Raw genomic sequence first — 15,418 nt, 5'->3', positions numbered from 1 at the left:
TATGTAATTTGATATCTATATCAATAAGGAGAGAAATTTTTTCCCATTCTGGAAATAAAAAAGCCTCTCGCGAGGCTTTTTTCCTATCAAACAACATTGAAAAATTATGTCCAGTTACTTCACTACTTCTTCCTGCCGACCAGCTTGAACTTGCTGTGAACGCTCTACTGCCTCCTTCAACAAATCCCCCTCACCATCAAGCGCAGATACCATACCTGGCAAAGGTTTAGAGAAGTTAACAGGAGCCACTTTCGCGGCCGACATTTCATCTTTGACCGGTACTTGCGACATCGCGTATTCACTCAATGCCAGGATGGTCAGAGACGGGTTCACCGCCAAATTTCCGGGAATGACTGAACCGTCCAACACCCGTAATCCTTGATAACCAAACACCGCTCCGGATTCATCCACCACCCCATCGGCAGCGCTTTTACCAATCGGCACGCCACCCATGATATGTGCGGTCACCGGCGTGTTGACCAGAATGTCCAAGGCCACGTTACCCACTTCACCTTGTGATTTCTCACCATAGCGGCGGGCAACATCCTGCCCGACATCGAAGTAGGTTGTGAGTTTTTGATCTCCGGCTTCTTGTTCAATGGTCAGACGTCGGCGGAATAATTTGGTCCAGGCACGTTTCCACTTGGCATGCACGTAGCTATCAGCGCTTTGCATGATCATCAGTACATTATTGCGTTTGGCTTTGCCCACCGGGTTCATCAACTTCAACGTAGTCAACGGCTGCATCAGCATATTTAGTAGAAGACGAATACCGCGCGGTATACCGCCTGCATCGGTCAAAGGCACCATAGAGAAACTCAGCCAGGCCGAGTCTGACCCTTTATTAAAACGCACCGGCTCAATGGTGGTAATGTCATCTGGCTTGAATGACGAGGTGATCGCTAAGCCTTTTGAAATTTCGTTTTCTTTGTAGGTATTTTTGGTATCAAAACCGACGGAATAAAAGGTTTCTGAATTGGTGCGAACCTGGCGACCAATCAAGTCTGAGATATTAGGTAAGGTCTCTGTCTTGAATTTGCTTCCCATCAGCAAATTCAAGGTACCAACCACACCCGCGGATAACACCACGCCTTTGGTTCGGATCTTATAGGTTTTGCCTAACCAACCTGTGGATTGTTTTATCGTTAATTCATATCCAGCACTGCCATCACACTCTCCGCTCTTTCCTGGTAAGGGATCAATACGAGTTACTTGTGACTCTGCACGTATCTCTGCACCATTACGTTCGGCAAAATAGAGGTAGTTCTTCTCCAGCGTATTCTTAGCGTTTTTAGGACAGCCCATCATGCAGCGCGCACAAAGATTACAGGCTTCACGCTTCGGCCCTGCCCCGGCAAAATACGGTTCTTCTTTGTTCTCTGCTGCTTGATATTGGTCTTCGTAGTAAACACCGGTATCGACCAGCTCATAAGTCTCTTCACGGCCCATATCGGTCGCGACGTCTTTCAATAACTTGTCGGCCACGCCCTCATAACGGCCAGACGAGGTACCCAGCATACGCTGCGCCAGCCCGTAGAAAGGCAACAAGGTGTCGTACCAGTTGGAGCGCGTCCGCGTCCATTGTTCAGACTCAAAAATGCTCTTCTGAGGGATATAATGTGTATTTGCATAAATCAACGAACCACCGCCGACACCAGAGCCATGTAAAGCCACTACCTTACGAGTAAAAGACATCTGCCAAGGCCCTGTCAGGCCAAGTTTTGGCGCCCACAGATATTTTTTGAAGTTCCAGTTTGAGGAGGGAAAGTCTTGATCTTTCCAGCGCTTACCTTTCTCTAAGACTAAGACTTTGTAACCTTTTTCAGTTAACCGTAACGCACTGCACGAACCACCAAAACCTGATCCAATCACCACTTGATCAAAATCAAACGCGTCAGAACTGGCGTTGCTTTGCTTACTCACGTATCTCTCCCTCACATCAATATCTGGATTATTATTATCGTTTTCGGTAGTGATTATTCATTGATCAGTAAGTCAAGGTCAACAGAAACATGAGTAATTACTCTAATTTTTCATAAACGGCTCATCATGTAAGAAAAGACGCAATTGTCCCTATTCAACGCTCAAGCCCTGTTCAATTTTCAGATCTTTTCTACACTTAGTCTGATAGCTTGAGGAACTGGATAAGGAAAGATAAACAGTGGCTGCTACGACACTTCTTGCACGACAACCTATATGCGATGTGAACAAAGAGATAGTAGCTTATGAGCTACTTTTTCGGTTTGAAGATGGCACCATCAACAGCAGTGTCGATGGTGACAAGGCCACCTCACAGGTACTCATTAATGCCTTTTCTCTGGGCGAATGCGACCGCATTACAGGAGGCTTACCGGCCTTCGTTAATTTCACCAGCCGATTACTCGAGAACTTACCACCAATAGCATCAGAGCTGTTGAATATTGAAATCTTAGAAAACATTGAAATTACCCCCGAGTTACTTACTAAAGTCAAAGAAATCAAAGCCAAAGGCTACAAGATCGTAATTGACGACTTTGTCTGGGACGATAAATACAAACCTCTGCTTGAGTTAACCGACATCGTTAAACTCGAAGTACCGGCGATGAACCGAACTGAACTCAGAGAAGCCATTGCCAAGTTAGGAAAATATCAGGTCGAGTTGCTGGCTGAAAAGATTGAAACCCAAGATGAATATCTGTTCTGTAAAAAGCTGGGGTGCACCCTATTTCAAGGCTACTTTCTTTACAAACCCAATATTGTGGAAGGTGCCACACTGTCCAGCAACAAAGCAGCGGTACTTAACCTCATCGCGGAACTTAATCAATCCGACGCCGATATAAACAGCGTGACATCAATCATCACACGTGACGCCGACCTCTCCTATAAACTTCTAAGCCTGATTAATTCCGCCGAATTTAGGCGTTCAGTAGAAGTGAGCAACATTAACACGGCAGTGTCCTTGTTGGGCATTACCCGGTTGAAAAGTTGGGCGTCTATGCTGGCAATGGCCAAGTTGGAAGATAAACCAAAATCCCTACTCGCCATTTCTATGCAACGAGCGATTTTCTGTGAAAGCGTCGCCGCCATCTTTACTCCTCAATTAGCTGAGAAGTTTTACATGATCGGTATGCTATCTTGCCTCGATTTATTTTTTGATATTTCGATTCATGATCTAATGGAAAAACTCCCCTTAGATGAAGAATCCAAATCCGCGCTCATCGAATACCAGGGGCTGCTGGGCCTGATTCTAAAAACCGCAACCTTCTATGAACGGTTTAAATTATTAGAGGTTCCCTGGCGCCAACTCCGCGAATTGGGGCTTGATCAGAACGAGGTGAACACTATCTTCATAGAAAGCAATGTCAAAGCCAACGCACTTTTGGAAAGCATCTAAGAGCGGATATCATCTAAGAACAGAAAGCATTTAGAGACACCCAGGTATATACAGTAAACGTCCCTTCTCAGAACTTTTGGTGTACAGTACCACTCCAACACCATGGTAATCAGAATTAATACAAAGGGACGTTTTCTATGACCAGCTTCAATGCCATCTATCAAGACGCCGTCGCTCAAAAAGGGTCACAAACAGCATTGGCAACTATGCTCGATGCTCGTTTACAGACGCCCGCTACCCCCGATGAGTTGGCTTCAGTGGGGGACGACAGATACTTATCCCTGATGAGCTTACGCATCTTCCGTGCTGGTTTAAAACACAGTTTAGTGGACGCAAAATGGCCCGCCTTTGAAAAAGCCTTCCATGGCTTCAACATTCTCGGTAACGCCCACCTCAGTGACGACGCCATTGCAGAACACATGGAAAACACCGACCTTATTCGCCATCTCGGAAAGATCAAATCCATCCGCAATAATGCCGGTTTCATTCTAAGAACGTCAGAAGAATACGATGGCTTTGGCCGTTTTCTGGGCGAGTGGCCGGTCACAGATATTGTTGGTTTATGGGACCATCTGAAAAAACACGGTACGCAATTGGGCGGTGCATCCGGTTCTTATTTCTTGCGCATGGTGAACAAAGACACGTTTATTTTTACTCGAGATGTCATCACCGCCCTCAAAGCCCGAAACATCATTGATAAACAACCGACGGCTAAACGTGACCTCAAAATCGTACAAGATAAATTCAATGAGTGGCATGACGAGTCCGGCTGGCCACTGTCCCGAATCAGCTTACTCCTGGCCTACACCGTCGGCTAGCAGCAATCAAACTGGTCGGCCAGTCATCAAACTTAAGGATGTTCTAAATGGCCGTGCTTATTCTGAATATATTCATTGGCCGGCTCGTCATGATCACACCGCACGCAGTCCAACTCATGACCTAGCATAGATGCCCGCCCTTGTTCCGTAGTCACCCAAGGGCGATTAATAAAGGGCGGCTGATGACGAACGTGCTGCCCGTGAAAGCACGCCAATTCCGCAACCCAATCGCCGAGCTCATCCTGATGAAAACCTATGATGGGTTGCTTCATTTCACTTCCTGTAAAAACAGCCTGTTAACGTAACTGGGCTAATTCTGAGCTAGCGCATGCTGCGAGATCATGAGCTCTTCATATTGCTTGGTAATTTGATCCATCTTTTTCAAAATGGATTCCGTCGTGACGGAAATCACCGTCGGTACGTACCGTCCGTCGTCACCTAATTTAAACCCGGACTGAGAAAAACGCCATTGATTACCCACTTTACGCAGCGAACGATTCAACGCTTCGTTGTTCAGATCTGAATCCACCAGTGTCTGCAATGATTCATCAAACAACTGAACGGCCTGCTGGAATTCCTGTTTAAGCTCCGTATCCTCAACTTTCCAATACAAGGCGATATAAGCCTTGGCGATTTTCTGTGACAACATCCGCTGACGCCCAGAGATGTTCACTAACTGGGCACTGGCCACATTGGCATGGGCTTCGATGGCCTTCACCACTTGATCACACGCCACCAGCAAAGCCAGGTTCTGATCCATCAAATCCGCAACATGTTGCTTATCCGGTTGAGCAATAATGCGCTCTCGATGTACCACCCACAGCGATTCCACCTTATCCAGTTTATTGGTGATCTCTTCACTCGGCGCATAGTCACGCAGTTCCAAAAACTGCTGTTCGAACAACGCGACACTGTCATCCAACTGCTTCTGAGCCACCTCCACTTTTACATCAGCCCCCAACATCAAATAACTTTTCATCATGCGCTGTGACAGCATACGCTGGCGACCTGATTTGTTGATGGCTTCAGCATCGGTCATTCCCCATGAGTAGATAGGGAAACTAAGCGGTATCAACGTCAGAACCAGTAGCTTGATCAGCGCTTTAATTGAACGAGAGTTGAGCATATTCATTGGCATTCCTTCTTAATAAGGCACCAACTGAAACAGTGCCTGTGTGGTTCGCTTTATCTAATCACCCTTGCCATAGCACATAGCAGGCCAATTAAGCAGACTTGTTCAGAGGCTCCCTAAGATAGACCGATAAGAATCCTGGGTACTGCTCCAGCTCAATAAACCCGAATAATCCGAGTAAAGCACTCAACTACTGATAACTCATTCTTTCCTCTGAGTTTTATGCACCAAAACAGATCATAAAGAAAACCATCGAACACTTTAAAGAACCTCTGAACAAGTCCGCTCTAGCTCAGCGGGCGCTAGAAAAATGTTAGAACAAGGCGAGCTTCGTAGAGAATGTCTAGACCTTTTCAAGAAGTTCAACGCAGTTATAACGTTTTTAAAGCCCCGCCCTTCGGGGCCTTAAGAGAAATGCCTCTTTTTTGTTGCGGCTTTTTGACGTAACCCGTTATGCCTGCAAAACCGCGCCTCAAAGAGACATTTCTCTTATAGGCCTGAGCAGAGAGGGACTTATTCAGAGGTTCCTTAAAAACATCTTTAAATACAAAAAGATAGGCGAATCATTATTTGCTCTTGTACAGTCCATAGGCTAAAGTTTTGTAAACATAAGAATAAAGGATGAGTCAGAATCACCACATTCTGATTCAACAACCCTGACTCAAAAATCCTAGCTTCGATTCCACTATGCACCGATACCTTAAACCTAATCTTTGGTCTCTACCTCAAGCACTGCGCTCTGTTATTAGCCTGTGTTTTTTGCTGATGATCAGTTCGAGTGTGTTGGCCGACTTACATTTGAAAGAATACTGGATGGTCGATGAGTTTTTTAAAGCGAACCCTGAACAACTTGAGCGTTCAGAAGCCTTTAACCTCAGAGTTCAAAGCCAACCCAAACGGCTCATTAACAACACGGACAGTGCTCGAATTTTAGTCATTTATCCCGGTTTACAAACTTCAGATTATTGGCGTCGAAGTATTCATGCCTTTGAACACCGGCTGAAACAACTGGGCATTCGATACCAGTTGGACGTTCATTTCACCAAACCAGGCAGCGACCTCAACCTTCAGGCGAAATTACTGACTCAAAGCCTGGGCGATACCACCGATTATCTGGTGTTTACCCTGGACGCCATCAAACACCAAAAGCTGATTGAGCAGGTGAAACATCAAACCCAAACCAAGATTATTCTGCAAAACATCACCACCCCGCTACGCGCCTTTAGTAAGCAACAGCCTTTCTTATACGTCGGTTTTGACCACGCCATCGGTACACAACTCTTAGTGCAGGAATATCAAACCCGATTCCCTCAGGGGGCTAATTACGGCATCTTGTTTGGCACCCAGGGCTATGTCAGCAAGATTCGTGGTGGTCTCTTTGAAAGCCAAATGCGTGCAGCGCACAACTTCCACCTAAAAGACAGTTATTATGTGGACTTCGATCGTGCCAAGGCCAAAGCTGCTACCCTGCAACTGATCAAAGATCACCATCAGCCAGACGCAAGTGCAGACACAAACGCAGGCACGCACACGAACAAGCTCGACTTTATTTATGCCACCTCCACCGACATTGCTCTGGGCGCCTTGGATGCGTTGAAAGAATTAGGCCTGGAGCAAGACATCCAAATTAATGGCTGGGGCGGCGGTTCTTCCGAGTTAAACAGCCTAAAAGCAAAAGAACTGAGCTTTACCGTGATGCGCATGAACGATGATAACGGTGTCGCCATGGCCGAAGCCATCGGCTTGGATTTATTGGGTAAGTCCGATCAGGTGCCCACCATTTATTCCGGAAGTTTCAGGCTGGTCGACCAAACCATCAAACCTAAGCAGCTGAATCGCTTTGAATCCCGAGCGTTCCGATATTCCAACCTATCATCGGAGACTCATTAACCATGCTGCTAACTCGTCTTCAAAACTACTTAGAGCGACTGTTACCCGCAGAAGGCATTTCTTTTCATCGTCTGATCGCCGCCTCGCTTTGCTTGTCGCTAGGAATCACCGCCTCAGTCTGCCTGTGGTTTTACTACCAGGACACCAACGCAGTACTGAAAGAAGGCGCCAACGAGTACTCTCTTAAATTACAGCGCCTTACATCATTAGAGTTAGACCACCTTAAGAAAGACATGGGTCATATCGTCTCGATGATTCAGCACGACCCAAGACTGATGATGTACGCACATCAACAAAGCCAACCGTTCTCAAAAGGACATTCAAACGAAAGCTCGAGTACCCCCCTGACGGAACAGCAACAAGCCCGTACTGCCATTCAACAACGCCTGAACGAACTGATCATCCAATACTCGACCGATCTCGATATACTGCTCTTTCTGCCTATTCGTGACGGCCAAGAGATCATTGCAGGTCACAGCCAATACAAGCTGGATCAGTTGATTAGCACCGTCCGTAACTTTATTCCTAACACCGGCGCGGTGTTATTTTCTCCTGGCACTCACGACCCAAACGATGAAGCGAACCGTTCAGCCGCATCCTCCGACACACCTCAAGCCATCACAAAGCTGGCAACGCACGACCTCGCATCGGGAATTGCTTACGGCACAGAGTTAGTCGGTGGGAAATACAACAAACGGCTAGGCTTCTTGTTTGGCATCACCCTGTTCAATAACAATACGCAGTTGCTGAGAAACATTCTGAACACAACGGAAGCCGATGGTGCCGCCTTTGTTTTAGGCCCTGGTGTGGCACAAGCAACGCAACACCAACGCATTCGAACGTTAGCGTCATTGAATCTGACACTGGCGTCCGATGCGGTAACCGCCTTACAACTTATGGACGTCTTGACCAATGAGCATGTCACTCAGGTCGCACTATCGCCATCCATTCATTATCAAAGTCTTCAACAAGACCGTCACCAGAATAACCAACTGCAACTGCTGTTGTGGCAAGATGAGCCGTATGTAAGCAGTCACCAACAGCGCTTCCAGCGCACCCTGATCATTGTCGTTACCCTAGTACTCTCAATTGGTCTCGGATTATCCCTACTGGCAACACGCATCAGCAGCCGCTCACTTCGTTACTTAACCCAATTTGCCGACAAGCAAACCAATGGCGCGACAGCCCCCGATTTCCAAACCACCCCCATATTGGAAATCAATCATGTCGGCCACCGGCTGGAACAAGCCATTCAAGACCTTGCCAGCAATGAAGAAATGTACCGAAACATTCTGAATAACTCTGGCTCCGTGGTGTACATAAAATCCCTCGATGGCCGCTACCAATTCGTCAATACCGAGTTTGAATGCGTGACCGGGATGTCATTGAAGCAAGTTCAAGGAAAGACCAATGAGGAGATTTTTCCGGAAGCCGTTGCCAAAGAACTCACCAACAATGACCAACGGGTCATCGAAGAAAGCCGTGTGCTCAATTTCCGTGAAGATTTAATTAAAGACAATGAGACCTTCTCCTTTCTGACCGTGAAATTCCCAATCAAAGATCGCCATGGTCAGTTGATCTACGTTGGCGGTTTCTCCACTGACATCACCGGCATCATTCAGGCACAGAAAGAGCTGTCTCATGAAAAAGCACGTGCCGAAGAAGCGACAACCCAACTGAATGCGCTCAACAAAAGCCTCGCCGATGCCATCACCAAGAAAACCATGGAATTGGAATCCGCACAGGAAAGCCTGGTACAGTCCGAAAAACTGGCTTCGCTGGGCTCTTTGGTGGCGGGTATTTCACACGAACTCAATACTCCCATAGGGACAGCATTAACCGTTACGACCACGCTCGAAGAGCACGTCCATCAACTCAATGATGACTTCCAAAGCGGTTCATTACGGAAACGGGCAATGGAAAACTATCTGCTCGACTTGCAAGAATCCGCCTCCATTTTGAACCGCTCCTTAACCGCAGCCATTGAACTGATATCCAGCTTTAAACAACTGTCAGTGGATCAAACCAGCGCACAGCGCCGCACCTTTAGTCTGAAGAAAACCCTGGATGAAGTGGCCATAACCCACAGACATTTACTCTCAGACAGCCCGATACAACTCTTAGCCATGGTGGATCAAGACGCCAATATGGATTCCTACCCAGGTGCCTTGGTGCAAGTACTCAACAACCTGATCCAAAACGCCTTTAACCACGGCTTCGGAAAAGATCACGCAGGCACCATTGTCATCACTGCCAAACCGGTGAGTGACCAGATCGTAATTACCGTCAGCGATAACGGCCATGGTATTCCATTGAATTTCCAGAAAAAGGTGTTCGACCCTTTCTTTACCACCAAACTCGGTCAAGGTGGCAGCGGTCTCGGCCTACACATCGTGCACTCCATCGTAACCGGTATTTTAGGTGGAAACATCACACTTAACAGTCGCTACGGCGGGGTAAATTCAGGGACCGATTTTAAGATTGAAATACCACTGATTGCGCCCTGCCATCAGGACAAAACAACACCTGTCTCACTGGATTATCAATAGTCATTGGAGTTCATTGCCACATAAGCAATGAACTCGGAATGCCAAAATTCAACACTTCGGACAGTAATTGAGATTTTATTAATCTATATCAATACCCACACAAAACAGCTGGATACACTGCCATGCTCCTTTCATAAGCTTGGTTAATGTGAGCAAATTAACCCAAGCACAATTAACTTAAGTCCTGGTATTTCAAGGACTATTACTGTTCGGAATTGACCCATGCATTTTGATGCGCCCGTTGGTGAAGTAGCGCACCGTAATCTATTGTTTTGTTCAAGTACGCATACCCTTCAAGACGCTGCCCGCATGATGCGGCAACAAAGATGCAGTTCGATCATCATCAAAGATCAGGACACCATTGTCGGTATCTGGACCGAAGCCGACGCCATTAAATTGAACTACCGTGAGCCCGGTATTGCTCAACAGCAGATTCAACAGGTTATGACCAGCCCGGTTGAATTTGTCTCGCACGACACACGCGTGGGCAAAGTGGTTGAGATCTTTCGTCAGCGCGGCTACCGCCATTGCTTGGTGGATTACGGGCCAGACGAGCAACCCGGCATCATCAGCCAAACCGACATCACGCTGAACATCAACATCGATCACTTCCTAACCCTGTGCAAAGTCAGAGCCGCTCAGGAGTTATGCCTGACACTGAAACAAGACACCTCTTTTGCCAAAGCCGTTGAAACCATGCGCCTTCGGAAAACCGATGCCGCCGTGGTCATAGATGATGACCTCAAACCGATTGGCATCATCACGCAGGCGGATTTGTTGAAGGTATTGGCTGACGAAAACAGCTGTCCGACGCTGGCAGCGGTAGCACTAAAAGAATTGGTCTTAATTGATAACGAAGACACCTTGCTTTCAGCACGCGACGCCTTGATGAACCATAAGATTCGTCATCTGGTGGTGGCCAACCAGCAAGGCCGTGTCGAAGGCGTGATCTCCATGCGTCATATTTTGCAGTTTTTGCAAATGGAATATTCGTCGCAACTGGAAGACGCGCTCTCTAAACGTGATGAAGCCCTCAAGCGTTCAATGCAGGATCTAAACCTTGCCGAACGCGTCTTCGAACATGCCATGGAAGGGATCGTGATCACTGATCCCAATGGCGAAATCATTCGGATCAACCCGGCCTTTACCTTACTGACCGGCTACGAAGAGCACGAAGTGGTGGGTAAGACGATGAGTGTGCTCGCCTCGGGCAAACATCAACCCAGCTTCTATCAGGAAATGTGGCGTCAAATAAACGAGGAAGGCCAGTGGAGCGGCGAGATCTGGAACAAGCGTAAGAATGGCGAACTGTTTCTGGAATGGCTCACCATCTCATCGGTACACGACGAGTTCAACAACATCAGCCACTTCACCGGTTTGTTCCGTGATGTCACCGAGATTCGTAAACAAGAAGAAAAAATTCGACACCTCGCCTATTTCGATGAGCTCACCGGTTTACCGAACCGTCGTTTACTGAAAGATCGTGTGTCCATGGCCATTTCCGGCGCACACCGTAATGAGCACCAACTGGCGGTGATGTTCATCGACCTTGATCAATTCAAGAACATCAATGACAACTTTGGTCACGATGTCGGCGATCAAGTGCTGACTGAATTAGCGCAACGGCTGGAATACATCACTCGCGACGAAGACACCTTGGCGCGTCTTGGTGGTGATGAGTTTGTGATTCTGATGCCCTCCATTAACGACTACGAAGACGTGATCAGCCTCGGCAAGCGTATTAACGAAGTATTAACCGACCCGTTCTTATTGTCTGAGGATCATAACAAGCAAATCACCGTCAGTATCGGCGCCAGCGTCTACCCGGACGATGGCGCCACTGTAGAGGACTTGCTGAAACACGCCGACACCGCCATGTATTCGGTAAAAGCCAGCGGCCGTAATGGATTGCAGCTATTCAGCCAGGAAATGGCGCAACGTTCGATGCAACACTTCACCATGGAAGCGAACCTAAGAAGCGCCATCGAACGCAATGAACTGAGCTTACACTACCAACCCAAAGTGGACGTCATTACCGGCGCAATGATGGGCATGGAAGCGTTACTCCGATGGCATCAACCGCAACTCGGCGCAGTCTCTCCGGCGAAGTTTATTCCTTTAGCAGAAGAAACCGGCTTGATTGAACAGATCGACCAATGGGTTATTGATTCTGCCTGCCAACAACTTCGCACCTGGCGGGATCGCGGGCTCAAGCCGGTTCCTGTGGCCATTAATATTTCGCCCATCAGCTTACGTCATCGCAATCTCGCCACCTTGATTGAACAAGCTCTGACACGCCATCAAGTGCCTGCAAATTTGCTGCAGATTGAAATCACCGAGAGTGCCTTTATCGACGATATGGATTGCGTGATTATGCAACTGCAGACCATCAAACAGCTTGGTCTGTCCATTGCTTTGGATGACTTTGGCACCGGCTATTCAAGCCTGAGTTATCTGGCCAAATTACCTTTGGATGAGCTTAAGATCGACGCCAGCTTTATTCGGAACGTGCCCGATTGTGAAACCAGTGACACCTTAATTCGAGCCATCACCGGCATCGCCAAGAACCTGAATTTAAAAGTAGTGGTCGAAGGTGTCGAGACCACTGAACAATTGGGTTATGTCGAAGAGCTGGTCTGTGATCTGGTGCAAGGCTATTTGACTGGTCGACCGGCGGCGCCTTCGGTGGTGGAAACCAATTTCAGTCAGTAACCATGACGCTAAAATGACACTATAATCACGGCCTCAAACCGCTTTATCACTGGAAATCAGAGGGGCTATGGCGCAGGCCAATTGACTGTCTCGTAACATCAGCGCCTTAAGTTTTTCCAACGCAAACCAATTGATTTCAACCGGCGACTCAGCCACATAGGTCGCCGGGCTTTTTGAAGACAAAATCGCTAACGCAGAGATGGTTTCCCCTGGCCCATAAGTGGTGCAGGACTGCACATCACCCACCTTAAGGCTGGCTTCCACCGTACCGCGCACAATCACACCAATCGCGTGCTGTGGTTTGTGCTGTTCAGCAATGACGTCGCCTTCGTTGTAGATGGTCGACTGCATCATTTGCGACAACTGTGCTTTAGAATCCTGGCTTAACTGCCGACTCCACGGCATGCAATCCACCAGCTGGTCAGAACGAATGACTTCGGACACCTGTGTACGCTGAAGCGACATCATCCGCGCCTCCACATCCATGATCATGCGTTCGGCTTCCGGCTTATCGAGCACCGCCAACTTGTGCTGTTGCTGAATTAACGCCCGCTCACGATTGAGTAACAACCGTGTCGCCGCCTGCGTTTCCAAGGCATGAATGATTTCCGGAAAACTGTCTCTGAGGTACTGGATATGCTGTAAAGTCGCGTCTTTGTTGGCCTCCACATCCAACCGCACCTGGGCAGCGACATTCTCATCCGACGCCAATACATCAATGTGTTCCGCCAAGGCATCCTGCGCCTGTAAAAAGCCCCGTGCCATATCATACCCTTGCGCCAAATGATCAAAGGCCAATTTGGTGGCCAGTCGTTTCATGCCTTTAAACTCTCGCAACATGGCGATCCATTTCGGTGTTTTCCAAGCAGTAAAGAGTTCGGTTCTCGGGCCAATTTCAGGGTCGCCATCGAGCGCATGTTCGACCGCCTCCACCAGCTTCGCGGTTGCTACTTTCCCTAACGTTCCCTGCTCAAATTGACTCCAATAATGCTTACGTTCGGTTTCCAGCAACCGCCGTTTACAGGCAACGGCTAGGTCTTGTTGTGATATGCCTTGAGTAACGTCTGACGAACCAACTAACTCATCCAGTGCTACCGTCGTCGGTTGGGTCGTGACTTGTAATCGAGCCGTTTCTTTCACGCTGTCCCAATCGGCTCCCTTCAAGAACTCACTGGTCATCATTTCTGGCAGCATTTGATTGAGGGTATGATTGATTTCCCCTTGCGCCTTATCCACCGTGGCCTGCTTCGCCGAAGGCAACTTATCCAAGCCCAACCAATGCAACACTTGCCCCATCGTCGTGCCATTAATCAGAATCGTCAGCACTACAATGCCAGCGCACAGGAACATTACCTGATCACCGATTTCCTTGGGAATTTGATCGTTGGCCGCAACGGTTAAGGCTAACGCCAACGACACCGCACCACGCAAACCGCCCCATACCAGCACAATGGCTTTCTCACGATTAATGCCAATCCCGATGCGTTTCAAAATCGGCATGAATAAGGTCACTGCAAAGCTACGAATTGCCATGATGCCGACATAGAGGATAATCAGCGCCTGCCACAGATCGAGATTCGTCAACGGCACCCGTACCGCCACCAATACACCCACCAGCAAGAAGATCAAGGTATTGGCAATGTGCGCCATCATTTCCCAGAAATGATGAAGGAAACCCGCTACTTCCGGTGAGATACGTGTCCGGCCAATACTGGCGTACATCAGTGCCAGAGTAACCACCGCCACCACACCCGATACGTGGATACTTTCAGCTAACAAAAACACCAAATACGCCACCATGATCGACAACGAAATCTCGATCATTGGGTCATTAAACACTCTCCCTAACCAGATGATGCTCCAGCCACCGACCACCAAACCAATCAACAACCCGGCACTGACCACCCAACTGAATTCCGCCGCCACTGCAAAGACATTGACGTCCTGATCCATGCCCATTAACACCCAACCGTAGAACAAGCTAAAGAACACGATGGCTGTACCGTCATTGAGTAAGGACTCCCCTTCGATCAAGGTTTCCAACCGTTTGCGCGAGCTCACTTCCTTCAACAACGCCACCACCGCCACCGGATCAGTGGCACTGATTAAGGCACCAAACATCAAGCACAAGGCCCAGCTCCAATCGAAAGGAAACGCCCATTGCGCCAAACCTGCGGTCAACATGGTCGCCACAATCAACCCCGGCACCGCCAACACCGCGATTTGAACAAACATACGTCGGAACAAATGCACTTCCATGGCGAAGGCACTTTCGAAAATTAACGTCGGGAGAAATACAAAGAGAATCAAATGCGGACTGATATCCACCACCAGATCGAGGGTTTCCGCGATCATCGGCACATGAATCGAAAACAACTCGGTTCGATGAATCAGCCCGAGCACCAGACCAATCACCAACAACGCCACGGTATAAGGCACCTGCGTACCTTTTAAAAGATGACGAACACTGGCCCCAATGAACAGCGCCAGAATAACAAAGATCAGAACAAGTAAACCGGTTTCATAATGCATACGACCGCCCCACGAAACTCGTGCTGTATTGAGAGTCCTTTCTTTGGGAATCGTCTTACTATAGACCAGTGGTGAGGCTCTGCATGGAAAGCAGACGTTGATCATGAATGGTTCTGATTGAAGGCACTAGCAAATAATTAAGGAATCACTGAACACAAGAAAAAACCAATACTTGTGGTGTTCGTTTGTGTTCTAGGCTTACAATCGGCTCAGGCTGCAGTAGATTAAGAGAGATCTTTTTACGATAAGGACAAGATCTCTGGTGTTGGCGGCCTTAATACATGAAATCAATACACATGGAGAGTTAAGAGATGATGGGACTTATATTCATTTTAGTGCTTGTTAGCATGGTAATTTGCGCTTCCATCGCACAGAAGCGAAATTTAAATAGTGTGTTTTATATTTTAATGGC

The 15,418-nt window shown here is 47.9% G+C and carries 9 protein-coding genes; 5 read left to right on the top strand and 4 right to left on the bottom strand.

The genetic code is table 11. The features are described 5' to 3' along the window. Nucleotides 1–114 precede the first annotated feature (114 nt). Nucleotides 115–1,923: a GMC oxidoreductase gene (locus tag ACFOEK_RS17765; protein ID WP_386722816.1), complete on the bottom strand. Its 1,809-nt coding sequence runs from the start codon at nucleotides 1,921–1,923 to the stop codon at nucleotides 115–117. Nucleotides 1,924–2,161: 238 nt separating this feature from the next. On the opposite strand from ACFOEK_RS17765, the gene ACFOEK_RS17760 reads away from it, so the two are divergent. Then, nucleotides 2,162–3,373, top strand: coding sequence for an EAL and HDOD domain-containing protein (locus tag ACFOEK_RS17760; RefSeq protein ID WP_386722815.1), 1,212 nt, complete (start codon nucleotides 2,162–2,164; stop codon nucleotides 3,371–3,373). Between the two features lie 137 nt (nucleotides 3,374–3,510). Further along, a complete protein-coding gene (locus ACFOEK_RS17755; RefSeq protein ID WP_386722814.1) occupies nucleotides 3,511–4,191 on the top strand; it encodes a DNA-3-methyladenine glycosylase I in 681 nt (226 codons plus the stop codon). A 32-nt stretch (nucleotides 4,192–4,223) separates the two neighbouring features. Here the strand turns inward: ACFOEK_RS17755 and ACFOEK_RS17750 are convergent, their stop codons facing one another. Further along, nucleotides 4,224–4,463 (bottom strand): DUF3565 domain-containing protein, encoded by a 240-nt coding sequence (locus tag ACFOEK_RS17750; protein ID WP_386722813.1) that lies wholly within the window; start codon nucleotides 4,461–4,463, stop codon nucleotides 4,224–4,226. Between the two features lie 38 nt (nucleotides 4,464–4,501). Next, nucleotides 4,502–5,323: a type IV pili methyl-accepting chemotaxis transducer N-terminal domain-containing protein gene (locus ACFOEK_RS17745; protein ID WP_386722812.1), complete on the bottom strand. Its 822-nt coding sequence runs from the start codon at nucleotides 5,321–5,323 to the stop codon at nucleotides 4,502–4,504. Nucleotides 5,324–6,088: 765 nt separating this feature from the next. Here ACFOEK_RS17745 and ACFOEK_RS17740 point away from each other — a divergent pair. The 3 genes from ACFOEK_RS17740 (at nucleotide 6,089) to ACFOEK_RS17730 (ending at nucleotide 12,474) form a co-directional block, all read left to right on the top strand. Continuing rightward, a complete protein-coding gene (locus ACFOEK_RS17740) occupies nucleotides 6,089–7,213 on the top strand; it encodes a substrate-binding domain-containing protein (RefSeq protein ID WP_386722811.1) in 1,125 nt (374 codons plus the stop codon). Between the two features lie 2 nt (nucleotides 7,214–7,215). Next, nucleotides 7,216–9,762, top strand: coding sequence for a PAS domain-containing sensor histidine kinase (locus ACFOEK_RS17735; protein ID WP_386722810.1), 2,547 nt, complete (start codon nucleotides 7,216–7,218; stop codon nucleotides 9,760–9,762). Between the two features lie 222 nt (nucleotides 9,763–9,984). Next, nucleotides 9,985–12,474 carry an EAL domain-containing protein gene (locus ACFOEK_RS17730; protein WP_386722809.1) on the top strand — a complete coding sequence of 830 codons (2,490 nt, stop codon included), beginning with the start codon at nucleotides 9,985–9,987 and terminating at the stop codon, nucleotides 12,472–12,474. A 33-nt stretch (nucleotides 12,475–12,507) separates the two neighbouring features. Here ACFOEK_RS17730 and ACFOEK_RS17725 read toward each other — a convergent pair whose 3' ends face one another. Then, nucleotides 12,508–15,006, bottom strand: a complete 2,499-nt coding sequence (locus ACFOEK_RS17725) for a cation:proton antiporter domain-containing protein (RefSeq protein WP_386722808.1) — start codon at nucleotides 15,004–15,006, stop codon at nucleotides 12,508–12,510. Nucleotides 15,007–15,418: the final 412 nt, after the last annotated feature.

Origin of the sequence: Litoribrevibacter euphylliae (assembly GCF_042646085.1) — a bacterium.
In the GTDB taxonomy this organism is placed as follows: domain Bacteria; phylum Pseudomonadota; class Gammaproteobacteria; order Pseudomonadales; family Litoribrevibacteraceae; genus Litoribrevibacter; species Litoribrevibacter euphylliae.
Note: the sequence above shows the minus strand (reverse complement) of the source record. Positions and strands in the feature narration are given on the sequence as shown.

What these genes read in the sequence shown, in the direction of transcription:
- ACFOEK_RS17725 (WP_386722808.1), bottom strand. Translation starts at nt 15,006, where the DNA reads ATGCATTATGAAACCGGTTTACTTGTTCTGATCTTTGTTATTCTGGCG.
- ACFOEK_RS17740 (WP_386722811.1), top strand. Translation starts at nt 6,089, where the DNA reads ATGATCAGTTCGAGTGTGTTGGCCGACTTACATTTGAAAGAATACTGG.
- ACFOEK_RS17735 (WP_386722810.1), top strand. Translation starts at nt 7,216, where the DNA reads ATGCTGCTAACTCGTCTTCAAAACTACTTAGAGCGACTGTTACCCGCA.
- ACFOEK_RS17750 (WP_386722813.1), bottom strand. Translation starts at nt 4,463, where the DNA reads ATGAAGCAACCCATCATAGGTTTTCATCAGGATGAGCTCGGCGATTGG.
- ACFOEK_RS17745 (WP_386722812.1), bottom strand. Translation starts at nt 5,323, where the DNA reads ATGAATATGCTCAACTCTCGTTCAATTAAAGCGCTGATCAAGCTACTG.
- ACFOEK_RS17755 (WP_386722814.1), top strand. Translation starts at nt 3,511, where the DNA reads ATGACCAGCTTCAATGCCATCTATCAAGACGCCGTCGCTCAAAAAGGG.
- ACFOEK_RS17730 (WP_386722809.1), top strand. Translation starts at nt 9,985, where the DNA reads ATGCATTTTGATGCGCCCGTTGGTGAAGTAGCGCACCGTAATCTATTG.